At 67.2% G+C, this 12,583-nt stretch carries 10 protein-coding genes and 2 pseudogenes; 5 read left to right on the forward strand and 7 right to left on the reverse strand.

Features of this window, described 5'->3' with window-relative positions; translation table 11 throughout:
• Positions 1 to 28 precede the first annotated feature (28 nt).
• The 7 genes and pseudogenes from ACJQWL_RS10290 to merT all read right to left on the reverse strand — a co-directional run bounded on the left by ACJQWL_RS10290 (position 29) and on the right by merT (position 10,116).
• The gene (locus ACJQWL_RS10290; protein ID WP_332702350.1) at positions 29 to 3,202 is read right to left on the reverse strand and encodes an efflux RND transporter permease subunit; all 3,174 of its coding nucleotides are present in this window, start codon (positions 3,200 to 3,202) and stop codon (positions 29 to 31) included.
• Positions 3,199 to 4,614 (reverse strand): efflux RND transporter periplasmic adaptor subunit, encoded by a 1,416-nt coding sequence (locus tag ACJQWL_RS10295; RefSeq protein WP_332702349.1) that lies wholly within the window; start codon positions 4,612 to 4,614, stop codon positions 3,199 to 3,201. Before ACJQWL_RS10295 ends, ACJQWL_RS10290 begins: the two co-directional genes overlap by 4 nt.
• A complete protein-coding gene (locus ACJQWL_RS10300; protein WP_411300882.1) occupies positions 4,611 to 5,846 on the reverse strand; it encodes a TolC family protein in 1,236 nt (411 codons plus the stop codon). The genes ACJQWL_RS10295 and ACJQWL_RS10300 overlap by 4 nt, the downstream gene beginning before the upstream one ends.
• Before the next feature lie 132 nt (positions 5,847 to 5,978).
• Positions 5,979 to 6,368: a hypothetical protein gene (locus tag ACJQWL_RS10305; protein ID WP_330970345.1), complete on the reverse strand. Its 390-nt coding sequence runs from the start codon at positions 6,366 to 6,368 to the stop codon at positions 5,979 to 5,981.
• A gap of 158 nt (positions 6,369 to 6,526) precedes the next feature.
• Positions 6,527 to 7,873 carry a dihydrolipoyl dehydrogenase family protein gene (locus ACJQWL_RS10310; protein ID WP_332702346.1) on the reverse strand — a complete coding sequence of 449 codons (1,347 nt, stop codon included), beginning with the start codon at positions 7,871 to 7,873 and terminating at the stop codon, positions 6,527 to 6,529.
• A 109-nt stretch (positions 7,874 to 7,982) separates the two neighbouring features.
• Positions 7,983 to 9,736 (reverse strand): annotated as a pseudogene (gene merA, locus ACJQWL_RS10315) (mercury(II) reductase).
• Between the two features lie 29 nt (positions 9,737 to 9,765).
• On the reverse strand, positions 9,766 to 10,116 hold the full coding sequence (gene merT / locus ACJQWL_RS10325; RefSeq protein WP_332702343.1) for a mercuric ion transporter MerT: 351 nt from the start codon (positions 10,114 to 10,116) through the stop codon (positions 9,766 to 9,768).
• A gap of 72 nt (positions 10,117 to 10,188) precedes the next feature.
• On the opposite strand from merT, the gene merR reads away from it, so the two are divergent.
• The 5 genes and pseudogenes from merR (at position 10,189) to ACJQWL_RS10350 (ending at position 12,387) form a co-directional block, all read left to right on the forward strand.
• The gene (gene merR / locus ACJQWL_RS10330) at positions 10,189 to 10,587 is read left to right on the forward strand and encodes a mercury resistance transcriptional regulator MerR (RefSeq protein ID WP_332702341.1); all 399 of its coding nucleotides are present in this window, start codon (positions 10,189 to 10,191) and stop codon (positions 10,585 to 10,587) included.
• Between the two features lie 90 nt (positions 10,588 to 10,677).
• Complete coding sequence (locus ACJQWL_RS10335) at positions 10,678 to 10,902, forward strand: hypothetical protein (RefSeq protein WP_332702339.1); 225 nt, start codon at positions 10,678 to 10,680, stop codon at positions 10,900 to 10,902.
• Positions 10,903 to 11,111: 209 nt separating this feature from the next.
• Positions 11,112 to 11,504: pseudogene (locus ACJQWL_RS10340) on the forward strand (protein tyrosine phosphatase family protein); the annotation flags it as partial.
• Positions 11,501 to 12,268 (forward strand): MBL fold metallo-hydrolase, encoded by a 768-nt coding sequence (locus tag ACJQWL_RS10345; RefSeq protein WP_332702337.1) that lies wholly within the window; start codon positions 11,501 to 11,503, stop codon positions 12,266 to 12,268. The pseudogene ACJQWL_RS10340 and the gene ACJQWL_RS10345, both read left to right, overlap by 4 nt.
• Positions 12,265 to 12,387 carry a hypothetical protein gene (locus tag ACJQWL_RS10350; RefSeq protein WP_330970158.1) on the forward strand — a complete coding sequence of 41 codons (123 nt, stop codon included), beginning with the start codon at positions 12,265 to 12,267 and terminating at the stop codon, positions 12,385 to 12,387. Before ACJQWL_RS10345 ends, ACJQWL_RS10350 begins: the two co-directional genes overlap by 4 nt.
• Positions 12,388 to 12,583: the final 196 nt, after the last annotated feature.

Raw genomic sequence — 12,583 nt, forward strand, 5'->3', positions numbered from 1 at the left:
GGTTCTCCTGGGGTTTGTGGAGCGGGATCTATGGAGTCGGGATCGGTGGAGTCCGGCTGATGGAGCCGGCGTTGGAGCGGTTGCGAACCAGTTCGCGTCGGCGCAGCCAGCGATAGGCCGCCGGGATTGCCAACATCGACAACAGCGGCGCGCTGAGCATGCCGCCGACCATTGGCGCGGCGATGCGTTGCATGACCTCCGAGCCGGCGCCGCCGCCGATCAGGATCGGCAGCAGACCGGCCAGGATCACCGCCACGGTCATCGCCTTGGGCCGGACGCGTTGTACCGCACCTTCGCGGATGGCGGCGTCAAGTTCGGCCTCGCCGGCCTGCGGGTTGGCCGCCAGCTGGCGCTCCCAGGCCTGGCGCAGGTACAGCAGCATGATGATGCCGAACTCGGCGGCCACGCCCGCGAGCGCGATGAACCCGATCAGGGTAGCGACCGAAATCGCATGGCCCAGCAGCCAGATCAGCCACAAGCCGCCGATCAGTGCGAACGGCAGGCTGAGCATGATGATCCCTGCCTCCGACGCGCGCCGGAACACCAGCCATATCAGGCCGAAGATGATCAGCAGCGTCGCCGGGATCACCACCCGCAGGCGCTCGCTCGCGCGCTGCAGGTATTCGTACTGGCCCGACCAACCCAGCGAATAGCCGGCCGGCAACGGCACCTCCGCGGCGATGGCCTGCTGCAGGTCCTCGACCACCGAGCCGAGATCGCGATCGGCGACATCGACGTAGACATAGCTGGCCAGCCGGGCGTTGTCGCTCTTCAGCATCGGCGGGCCGGTCGTATACGACACCTCTGCCACTTGCCCCAAAGTCAGCTGCACGCCGCCAGGTGCAACCAGCGGCAGCTGCGCCAGCTCCGAGGGCGAGTCGCGGAGTGCGCGTGGGTAGCGCACCAGCACCGGATAGCGTTCGCGGCCCTGGATGGTCTGGTCGATCGGCTGGCCTCCGACGACGGTGGCGACCAGCCGCTGCACATCGGCCTGAGTGAACCCGTAGCGCGCTGCCGCCTGCGGTCTGACCTCGACATCGAGATAGCGACCGCCGGCGATGCGCTCGGCCACCGCGGAGCTCACGCCGGGCACCGTTCGCGCGACCTGTTCGATCCTGTCGCCGAGGCTCGCCAGCACCTCGGTATCCGGGCCGAAGATCTTGATGCCGATCGGGCTCTTGATACCGGTGGCGAGCATGTCGATGCGGTTGCGGATCGGCGGCACGAACAGGTTGGTCAGGCCCGGCACTTGCACCGCCGCGTCCAGCTCCTGCTGCAGCTTCTCCATGGTCATGCCGGGGCGCCATTCACTTTGCGGCTTGAACGTGATCGTGGTCTCGAACATCACCAGCGGCGCCGGATCGGTCGCGGTATCGGCGCGCCCGGCCTTGCCGAACACGTGCGCGACCTCGGGCACGGTCTTGAGCATGCGGTCGGTCTGCTGCAGCAGTTGCGCGGCCTTGCCGGCCGACAGCCCGGGCAGCGCGGTCGGCATGTACAGCAAGGTGCCCTCGTTGAGCGGCGGCATGAACTCGCTGCCCAGTTTCAACAGCGGCAGCAGGCTGAGAAGCAGCACCGTGCCGGTCAGCGCCAGGGTCATGCGCGGACGCCGCAGCACGGCTTCCAGGACCGGACGGTAGGCCTTGATCAGCCCGCGATTGACCGGGTTGTCGCGCTCCGGACGGATGCGCCCGCGGATCAGGTAACCCATCAGCACCGGGACCAGCGTGATCGACAGCATGGCCGCGGCCGCCATCGAATAGGTCTTGGTGAATGCCAATGGCGAGAACAGCCGGCCCTCCTGCGCCTGCAGCGAGAACACCGGGACGAATGACAGGGTGATCACCAGCAGGCTGACGAACAGCGCCGGCCCGACTTCGCTGGCCGACTCCCCCATCAGTTGCCATCGTTCCAGGCCCTTGGGATCGCGTGCGTTGCGTTCGCGAAACTCTTCCAGATGTTTGTGTGCGTTCTCGATCATCACCACCGCCGCATCGACCATCGCGCCGATCGCGATGGCGATGCCGCCCAGCGACAGCAGGTTCGCGCTGATGCCCTGGTAGCGCATCACGATGAACGCGGCGAGCACGCCCAGCGGCAGGCTGATCACCGCGACCAGCGCCGAGCGCACGTGCCACAGGAACAACACGCAGACCAGCGCGACGATGAGGAACTCCTGGGCCAGCTTGCCCGCGAGGTTGTTCACGGCATCCAGGATCAGCCCGGAGCGGTCGTACACCGGCACCACCTCGACCCCCGGCGGCAGGCTGTCCTGCAACTGGGCGAGCTTGGCCTTGACCGCATCGATCGCGTCCAGCGCGTTCTTGCCCGAGCGCAGCACGATGATGCCGCCGACGACCTCGCCCTCGCCGTCGAGTTCGGCGATGCCGCGGCGCAGGGTCGGGCCGCGTACGACCCGTGCCACTTCATCCAGCAGCACCGGCACGCCACCGGTGGTGACCGGCACGTTCTCGAAGTCCTCGCGGGTTTGCAGATAGCCTTCGCTGCGGACCATCAGCTCGGCCTCGGCCAGCTCGATCACCGAACCGCCGGTGGCGCCGTTGGCGGCGCGGATCGCCTCGACCAGTTGCGCGACGCCGATGCCGCGGGCGGCGAGCGCCTGCGGATCCGGCACGACCTGCCAGGCCTGCACCATGCCGCCGATACTGGCGACCTCGGCCACGTCGGGAATGGTCTTGAGCTCGTAACGCAGGAACCAGTCCTGCAGCGAGCGCAGCTCGCCCAGGTCGTGCGCGCCGGTACGATCGACCAGCGCGTACTGGTACACCCAGCCCAGCCCGGTCGCGTCGGGGCCGAGCGACGGCGTGATCCCCTCGGGCAGGCTGTCACGCGCCTGGCTCAGATACTCCAGCACGCGCGAGCGCGCCCAGTACAGGTCGGTGTCGTCGTCGAACAGCACGTAGACGTACGAATCGCCGAAGAACGAATAGCCACGCACGTCCTTGACGCCCGGCACCGACAGCATCGTCGTGGTCAGCGGGTAGGTGACCTGGTCCTCGACGATGCGCGGGGTCTGTCCGGGCCATTCGGTCCGGATGATGACCTGGGTGTCGGACAGGTCGGGCAACGCGTCCAGAGGGGTACGGAAGACCGACAGGACTCCCCATACCGTCAGCAGCAGCGCAGCGAACAGTACGATGACGCGGTTGGCGATCGACGCGCGGATGATTGCGGCGATCATGGAGTCGGCTCCGCGGCGGCGGGCACGTCGGTCGACGAAGCCGCTTCGGGCGCCGGTTCGGCCGCATCATCCGCGTCGTCGGCACCGTCCATTCCGGGCATGCCATCCATGTCCGGCATCCCGGGCCCGGGCGTGCTCGAGTCAGGCATGCTCGAGTCAGGTGCGGCGTCGCTGGCCGCGTCGTCCTGGCCCGAGGCAGTGCCCAGGCGCTCCAGTGCGCCGGACAGGTTTGCCTCCGAGTCGATCAGGAACTGCCCCGACGCCACCACCTGCTCACCGCCCTCCAGGCCCGACAGGATTTCGGTGAAACCGCCGCCGCTGCGCCCGGTCTGCACCGCCACCGGCCGGAAGCGACCCTCCTGGTCCATCAGGATCACGCGCGCCTCGTTGCCCGCGCCGATCACGGCATCCGACGGCACCAGCGGCTGTTGCGCCCCATCGACCGGCTGCAACGTGATCTGCGCGAACATGCCCGGTGCCAGCACGCCATCGGGGTTGTCGAGCACGATCCGCGCCTGCTGCGTGCGGCTGCCGGTTTCGATCTGCGGCAGCAGGGTTTCCACGCGCCCCTCGAACACGCGTCCGGGCATGGTGCTCACGCGCGCCTCGACCGGGGTGCCGGGCACGATGGCGCCAACGGCAGCCTGCGGGATCGCCGCTTCCAGCCACACCGTGTCGGTGCCGTTGACGCGGAACAGCAGCATGCCGGTTGGCGCCGCCTGGCCTTCGCGCACGCCGATTTCGCTGACCACGCCGTCGACCGGTGAGGTCAGGACGATGCGGCCATCGCGCGTCGTTGCACCCGGCGGTAGTCCCAGTACCTGCAGCCGTTCGCGCGCGGCCGATTGCAGCGCCTGCGCCGAGGCCGAATCGGCCTGGCCCAGCGCCCGGGCTTCGGCCAGTGCGCTGCTCCACGCCGGGGCCAGGATCGTCGCCAGCGGCTCGCCGGCACGGACCGGTTGGTACGGCGCCTTGACGAACAGGCGATCGACCACCGCATCGACCCGCGCACTGACGACGTGCTCCTGCCGCAGGTCCCAGCCGATCGTGCCGGGCACGCTGACGGTGCCGGCGAGACTGCCGCGCTCTACCTCCACGGTGCGGATGCCGAGGTTCTGACGTGTGCCCGGGGCGATGCTGATGCCGCTCGCGGTCGCTTCATCGGCGTACTTGGGCACCAGTTCCATGTCCATGAACGGCGACGGGCCCGGCTGGTCGAAATGCTGGCCCGGCACCATCGGGTCATACCAGTACAGGACCTCCTGCTCGGTGGCAGGGGCCACGCCGTCGGCGGCGGCGCCGGAAGCGGGCGGCGCGGATGACTGGCTTGCCCACCAGTAGCCCACGCCGATGCCGCCTGCCAGGATGGCAAGTGAAAGCGCGATGATGAGAGTGCGATTGTTGAAGTTCATCGCTGCGGCTCCTCCGGAAGCAGATAGGCAAGCGCCGCCCAGGCACGTCCAAGCCCCTGCAGGCGTTGTGTGTGGTCGATCAGGATGTCGAGCTCGTCGCGCCGGGCATCCAGCCACGGCCGCACCGGAGCGCCAGCCCGGTAGGCCGCCAGAGCGGTCGCGGTGCGATCCCGCGCCAGCGGCAGCAATGCATTCCGGTCACGCGCTACTTGCGCCTTGAAGCCTTCCCATCGCGCAACATCGGCGCGGATCCGGGCCGCCTGCTGGCGGCGCAGGTCCTCCCGCATCGCCAGCGTCGCCTGGTATTCGGCCTGGCGGGCGGCAACGCCGCGGTCCTGCCGGTTGCGGGTGAACAGCGGCAGCTCGATCCCGAACTCCAGCATCACCATGTCGCTGCGATCGCCACCGCGCTGGCCGTAGGAGGCGGCGACGCTCCAGTCCGGACGCTTCTCCGCGCGCGCAAGATCCACCGCGGCGGCCGCGGTCTCGATTTCCGCCGTGGTCGGCAGCAGCGGTCCCAGCCGGTCCAGCGCGGCCAACAGTTGGGCTTCCGACACAGGCAAAGCGGTGAAGTCGGGCGCCTCATCGGTAAACAGCAGCGTGCCGTCGCCGAGCCAGCGCGCCAGTTCCACCTGCGCCGCCGTCTCGGACGCGCGAGCCGCTTCGATGCGGTTGTCCAACTCCAGCAACGCCGCCTCGGCTGCCAGCGCGTCGGCCACCGGCTCGGTCCCGCCGGACACACGTGCACGGGCGAGCCGGCTGGCCAGCTCGGTTTCCTCGCGCAGGGCCATCAGCTCGTGCAGTTCGCGCTGTGTGGCCCATAGATCGATCCAGGCGCCGGCAGTCTCGCGGCGCACCTGGAGATGCTCCGCCTGGGCATCGGCCTGGGCCTGGTCGATATTGCGCGCCGCCAGCGAACGGCGCGCCTCCCGCTTGGCACGCGCTGGAACCTCCTGGCGCAGGCCGATGCGCTTCATGGTCATGAAGTCGGCCTGGACATCGAACGCATCGGTGCCGGTGACCGGCATATTGTCGATGCCGACGGCCAGGGTCGGGTCGGGCAGGGCGCCGGCGCGGCGCGACTCCTGCTGCGCCGCCTCGATCTGAGATCGGCGCGCATCGAGCAACGGGGCGCGCTCGACCGCGAGGCGGGTCGCCTCTTCCAGCGAAAGCACAGGTGGCGCGGCGAAGGCCGCAAGCGGGACCGCCAACAGCAAGATCAGCGGGCACATCCTGGTCGCGCGAGCAAGCGAGCGCGCAACACAGACAGTCTGGGTATGGAACAGCATGGAACCTCCGGAACGAAAGCGTCAGCAACGCGAGGCGCACATTGCGCCGGCGTGATTCACGACGTCGTTCGGGGTCTAGATCAACAAGCTGCAGTAGCGCAGACGCGCCGGAGGATCCGATCTGGCGACCGGTACCTCCGTGACCATCACATGCGATACGTGCTGTTCCAGCACGAGGTCGAACGCGACCGGCGGCAGCGCCAGTGCCGGCACACCCGGGGGGGCGGCGTGATCGGCGGCAATCGACAGGTCCGGCGCGCAATGTTTGGCGCACAACACCGGAGACTGCTCGACTTGCTTGATGCCCATCTGCTCGCAAGCCTCGGTCATGGCGACCGGATCGGACGGCATGCGGGTTAGCGTGCAGGCGTACGCAGCCACCGCGACCTGCTGAAACAGCAGGCTCAGGATCACCACGAGGGCGATACGCATGCGGTGGCGGCCACGGCGGGTCATGCGCGGCATTCTACACTCCGTGCCGCCGTAGCGGGGCGTGAAGGCTGAACATCCGGTACGGCTAGGCGTGCGACACACTGGGCCCAAGCCCAACGCGCCGAGCCAAGGCTGACGCCGCGAGCATGCACTTCATAGATAGTAGCGGCCTCGTCGGTGGCGACACGTTCTCAAACCATGGCACCAATGTCGGACGCACCTGTTGGGTACGCGAACATCGTGCTCTTCAGATCGGCTGCTGTAAGCCCGTGGCGGATCGCGAGCGTGAAGAGGTTGATAACCTCGTCCGCATGCGGACCAACGAGGTGGGCGCCCAGAATCTGGCCGCTATCCTCCTCGACCAGTACTGAAAACCCGTAGACCGGTTCTGCCGCCTGGCGTGCAGTGAACCAGTCCGAGGTCCGTTGCGACTTCACTGTGAACTTCAATCCTCTTTCGCGAGCCTTGGCTTCGGTCAGGCCAACGGTCGCCATGGGCGGGATCGTGAAAACCACGCTCGGGACGCCGCGGTAGTCCGGCCGACGATGGTTTCCATGAAGGAGGTTGGCGACCACCACCTTCGCATCGTGGCTCGACACAGGCGTCAACGGCGGCCCTGCCTGGGCTGCGTCGCCCGCCGCAAAGACCGCAGGATTGGACACGCTCTGCAGGTACTCGTTGAGGGCGAGGCGACCGTGCTCGTGCGCAAGTCCGGCCGCTTCGAGGTCAAGCGATTCGAGTGCAGGCGCTCTGCCCGCCGCATGCACGACCAGATCGGCGTCGACCGCCCAGGTCTGATCGTGCGAGGTGCATTGCACGCGGTAGCCGCTGTCGGTTTTTTCGATCGCAGTGACCGTGGTTTGCAGACGCACATCCACACCGATGGTGTCGAACGAGTCCATCAGCCAGCCGACGAGGTCGGAATCGAATCCGTTCAACAGGCGTGGGCCGCGCTGAAAGACGGTCACGTGCGCACCGGCGCGAGCCGCGATGTGCGAGAACTCGGCAGCGATATAGCCGCCGCCCACGAGCGCGATCCGCTTCGGCAACATCGGCAGGGCAAGAAACTCTTCGCTGGTGATCAGGCACTCTTCGCCAGCAATACCCAGCTCGATCGGCTCCGCGCCCGACGCGATCAATACGTGTTTGGCGTCCAGCGACTCGTCACCGACTTCGATCGTGTTCGGTCCCGTAAACCGGGCTCGACCATGGTAGGTGTCGATCCCCTTTTCGCGGTATCTCTGTTCATGTTTGGCCGGGACGGGATCGGTGAAGCCACGTTTGAACGCCATCAGTTCGGACCAATCGATCTTGACGTCTCCGGCCACGCCTTTGCCCTGCATCCGACGTGCGTGATCGGCGGCGCGCGCTCCACCGACCAGCATTTTCTTGGGATCGCAGCCCCGCAAGGCGCAGGTGCCGCCGAAAGGGCGGTAATCGACGACGGCAACGCGCCAACCCGCGGCGCGTACGCGCGTGGCCGCAACCAGGGCGGCGGTCCCTGTACCGATCACCACGAGATCGTACTGTTTCAACATGGCAGCTCTCCATAACGCTGGCGGCTCGTTGCTGATGACCCTGGCGGCTGTTATTCCCGAGACCTATGTGCGAGACGCGCCAGTGACCGTGTGCGGGCCGAGCTGGCCATCAGCCGGCGCAGCACGACAACTGCGAGACATCCCTGGTGAATGTCTGTGCCGCGAGCTTCAGACCCTCCACCATCGTCAGATACGGGAACAGTTGATCGGCCAGGTCGTGCACGGTCATTCCCGCCCGCAATGCCATCGCGGCGGTCTGGATCAATTCTCCAGCTTCAGGTGCTACGGCCTGGACACCGAGCAGGCGGCCAGTGCCGGCCTCGGCCACTACCTTGATGAAGCCACGCACGTCGAAGTTCACGATCGCACGCGGGACGTTGTCCAGGTTGAGCAGGCGGGCGTCGGTCTGGATGCCGTCGCGCTGCGCTTGCGCCTCGCTGTAGCCCACCGTGGCGACCTGCGGATCGGTGAATACGACCGCCGGCATGGCGGCCAGGTCGAGCACGACGTCGCTGCCGGTCATGTTGAGTGCCGCGCGGGTGCCGGCGGCCGCGGCCACGTAGACGAACTGGGGCTGATCGGTGCAATCGCCGGCGGCATAGATGTGCGGCGCACTGGTCCGCATGCCTGGATCGATGGCGATGGCACCCCGCGCATCGACCACCACGCCCGCCGCGTCCAGTTCCAGGTTTTGTGTATTGGGCGCGCGTCCGGTCGCCACGAGCAATTGATCGGCGCGCACCTCGCCATGCCCGGCGGTCAGCGTGAATTCCCCGTCCGCATGACGGACGCGGTGGACCGACGTGTGTTCCAGCACTTCGATCCCTTCTGCGCGGAAGGCATCGGCGAGCGCCTCGCCGACGGCCGGATCGTCCCGGGAGAGCAGAGTGTTGCGCGCCAGGATCGTGACCTGGCTGCCCAGCCGCGCGAACGCCTGGGCCAGCTCTACCGCCACCACCGACGAGCCGATGACCCCAAGCCGGGCCGGCAGGATCTCGCTCGCCAGGGCCTCGGTGGAGGTCCAGTACGGCGTGTCGCTCAAGCCGGAGATTGGCGGCACCGCCGCACTGGCACCGGTGGCGATCAGGCAGCGATCGAACGCCACCGTACGCTCGCCGCCATCGGTCAGGCGCACGAGCAGGCGATGATCGTCCTGGAAACTCGCTTCGCCCCGCAGCACGGTGATCGCCGGATTGCCGTCCAGGATGCCTTCGTACTTGGCGCGCCGCAGTTCATCCACGCGCGCCTGCTGTTGGGCCAGCAGCCGGTCGCGCCGGATCTTCGGCAGCGATGCTTCAATGCCGCTATCGAACGGACTTACGCGGCGCAGATGGGCAATGTGGGCGGCGCGGATCATGATCTTGGACGGCACGCAGCCGACGTTGACGCAGGTCCCGCCGAGGATGCCGCGCTCGACCAGGGTGACCTGCGCGCCTTGTTCGACGGCCTTCAGCGCCGCCGCCATTGCGGCACCGCCACTGCCGATGATCGCCACGCGCAGCGGGCTGTTTTCGACAGGATCGACGCATGACGCGCAGGTCATGTCGTCACCTTGTAGTGCGGTCGGTTCGGCCATGTGCCGTCTCAAGGCTTGACGGTGGAGGGATAGCCGACGTTCCGGGTCGCCTCGGTCAACGCGCCGACGTCGGTCCTAGCGTCGTCGTACGTCACCACCGCTTCCTTGGGCTCCCAGGTGACCTTGGCCTCGAGCACACCCTCCACCTTGCCGAGTGCCGCTTTCACCGTAAGCGGACAGGTGGCACAGGTCATGCCGGGCACCGACAGGGTGACGGTCCGGGTTGCGGCCCAGGCGGGCGTGCTGAAAGCGGCTGCCAGGGCGATGAGGATGGCGAACTTTTTCATGCGACTCTCCTGTTTCAATAGAACGGCTTTCAGTAGAACAGCGGCACCACGTAGGGAAACGCCAGCGCGACCAGCACCAGAGCACCCACGATCCAGAAAAGGATTTTGTAGGCCCTCCTGACCGCGGGCACGGAGCAGGTTTTCCCCGGTTGGCAGGCCGACATCGGCCGGAAAATGCCGCGATAGGCGAACCACAGCGCGATCAGCGCCGCGCCGATGAAAAGCGGACGGTACGGATCCAGTGCCGACAGATTGCCGATCCATGCCCCGCTGAAGCCGAGCGTGACCAGCACCAGCGGCCCGAGGCAGCAGGTGGACGCAAGGATCGCCGCGATGCCGCCGGCGGCCAGCGCGTTGCGACCTTTGGGAGATTCGTCCAAGGGGTTCCTTTATTTCCGATATCGGTCAGTTGCGCTACGATATCTCCGTAGTCAAGTACGGAGTCAAGCCTCATGTCACGTCCGGAAAACCTGGCCATCGGCGCGTTCGCGAAAGCAGCAGGAGTCACCGTCGAAACGCTCCGGTTCTATCAGCGCAAAGGGCTGCTGATCGAACCGGAAAAGCCGCCTGGCGGCATCCGTCGTTATGGCGCAGCGGACGTCGCGCGGGTCAGGTTCGTAAAATCGGCGCAGCGGCTTGGGTTCACCCTGGACGAAGTCGCACAGCTGCTGAAACTGGCCGATGGCACCCATTGCAGTGAAGCCTCTGAACTGGCCATGCTGCGCCTGACCGATGTCCGGGCCCGCCTGAAGGACCTCAGGCGCATGGAGTCGGCTCTTTCCAGGCTGGTCAAGGAGTGCCACGCACATAGAGGCGACGTGTCCTGTCCGCTGATCGCCGCGCTGTACTGAAGTGTCAGCTCACACCTCACTTCGAGATCACAGTGGGCGCGGTCAGCTATCAAAGCGAGCGGAGTGCTTGCCCAACAGGAAGACAAGATCATGAAACTGTTGAATGCATCGTTGTTACTGGCGTGGTTCGCCCTGCTCTCGGGTGCTGCGCATGCCAGCCAGGGCCCCGGTCCCGGGATGATGAGTGAAGGCATGATGGGCGGCTGGATGATGGCCGGCTGCGTGTTGCTGGGCGTGCTGCTCATCATTTTTCTGGTGCTGGCCGTCGTCGCGCTGATCAAGTATCTACGGAGCGATCGGCACCCCCGACCCTGAGTCGATTGCCGCCCGGAGCCGACCGCAAGGGCGCGCTCAACCTCGTGCTCGCCAGCCTGATCGTCGTGGTCGCGCTTTACATGCTGTACCGCACCGGACTCGAACTCGGCTGGCTGTGACGCCGCCGCCCACGTTCCGACATCCCCAACAGGAGGACACATGACCTCGCCCCTTCCCTTCGATGACGCCCACCCTTCGCGGGTGGACAGCCCACCCTTGAGGAGCTCGCGCAACTCGCACACGACGGCGTGCGCACGGTGACCGACCTGCGCGCGCCCGGTGAAACAGTGGACTACGACGAATCGGCCGAAGCGGCACGGCTCGGCATGCGCTACAGGTCTCTGCCGATCACTGGCGCGGGCGACCTCGACCGCCAGCGTGTCCAGCGCTTCGGACGCATGCTCGACGAGGCACGCGGCGAAGGCGGCGTCCTGATCCACTGCGCGAGTTCCAACCGCGCGGGAGCACTGGTGGCGCTGGACGAAGCGCTCAACCGCGGCCGCCCGCTCGATGTCGCGCTCGAGCGCGGCCGTGCCGCCGGACTCGCGGCGCTGGAGCCGGCCGTCGTCGCACTTGTGCAGCGAGAGGAGGCCACGCGATGAACATGACCCGGCCTATGATCTTTCGGCAACTGTTCGAGCCGGTGTCCTCTACCTACACCTACCTGCTGGGCTGCGCGGAAACCGGCGAGGCCGTGCTGGTCGACCCGGTGATGCCCGCCTGGCAGCGCGACCTCGAAGCGGTCAACGACCTCGGCCTGCGGCTCGTCATGACGCTCGACACGCACATCCACGCCGATCACATCACCTCGGCCTCGCTGCTCAGGCGCGAAGTCGGCAGCCGCATTGCGAATCCGGCGCTCGATTCGCTGCCGTGTGCGGACGTGGGGGTCGAGGACGGCGTCCCGCTGCACGTCGGGGGGCTGCAGCTCGATCCGATGCACACGCCAGGCCATACCGACAACCACTTCGCGATCATCGCCGGTGACCGCGTGTTCACCGGCGATGCCCTGCTGATCGACGGCTGCGGCCGCACCGACTTCCAGAGCGGCGATTCGCACGCGCTGTTCGAAAGCGTGCGCGGCAAACTGTTCGGCCTGCCGGGCGAAATGCTGGTGTATCCCGCGCATGACTACCAGGGCCGCCGGGTGTCCAGCATCGCGCAGGAGAAGCAGCGCAATCCACGGCTCGGCGCCGATCGCACGCTGGAGGATTTCGTCGAGCTCATGGCGAACCTCGACCTGCCGTATCCGAAATTCATCGACCACGCGGTGCCCGGCAATCGTGCTTGCGGCGTCTGCCCGCCCGACCTCCCCGAGCACCTGCGGCAGTATTGCCAGGAGGTGGCGGAGAGCCCGCAGGGATGACGACCCTGTGCCTCACCCGGCGACCGGCAGTGCTGATCGCAGCTGTGCTGCTGCTCGCGGGCTGCCAGAGCGTGCCGGACTCGTCCCGGGCTGCATTCGTCGCCGTGACCGCGTTCTAAACGGCTGTCAACGTGCCTGGCGCCTCGGCTCGCCCGGGCGTCCGAAGCGACGTGCGGACCTGCCGGGATGACCGCCCGCAACATCATCACGAACGTCGCGATGTTGATGCCGGCGCCATCATCAGCCCGCCGCTGCCGCGCCTCCAGGCGCGGATACCGACGGTGCCGCTGCAGCAGGCATCACTTGTCGGCGTGC

The sequence above is a fragment of the Novilysobacter viscosus genome (assembly GCF_046600715.1).
Classification (GTDB): domain Bacteria; phylum Pseudomonadota; class Gammaproteobacteria; order Xanthomonadales; family Xanthomonadaceae; genus Lysobacter_C; species Lysobacter_C viscosus.

Excerpts from the sequence above, each read along its gene's own strand:
- ACJQWL_RS10290 (WP_332702350.1), bottom strand. The coding sequence starts at position 3,202 with ATGATCGCCGCAATCATCCGCGCGTCGATCGCCAACCGCGTCATCGTA.
- ACJQWL_RS10295 (WP_332702349.1), bottom strand. The coding sequence starts at position 4,614 with ATGAACTTCAACAATCGCACTCTCATCATCGCGCTTTCACTTGCCATC.
- ACJQWL_RS10300 (WP_411300882.1), bottom strand. The coding sequence starts at position 5,846 with ATGTGCCCGCTGATCTTGCTGTTGGCGGTCCCGCTTGCGGCCTTCGCC.
- ACJQWL_RS10305 (WP_330970345.1), bottom strand. The coding sequence starts at position 6,368 with ATGCCGCGCATGACCCGCCGTGGCCGCCACCGCATGCGTATCGCCCTC.
- ACJQWL_RS10310 (WP_332702346.1), bottom strand. The coding sequence starts at position 7,873 with ATGTTGAAACAGTACGATCTCGTGGTGATCGGTACAGGGACCGCCGCC.
- merR (WP_332702341.1), top strand. The coding sequence starts at position 10,189 with ATGTCACGTCCGGAAAACCTGGCCATCGGCGCGTTCGCGAAAGCAGCA.
- ACJQWL_RS10335 (WP_332702339.1), top strand. The coding sequence starts at position 10,678 with ATGAAACTGTTGAATGCATCGTTGTTACTGGCGTGGTTCGCCCTGCTC.
- ACJQWL_RS10345 (WP_332702337.1), top strand. The coding sequence starts at position 11,501 with ATGAACATGACCCGGCCTATGATCTTTCGGCAACTGTTCGAGCCGGTG.
- ACJQWL_RS10350 (WP_330970158.1), top strand. The coding sequence starts at position 12,265 with ATGACGACCCTGTGCCTCACCCGGCGACCGGCAGTGCTGATCGCAGCT.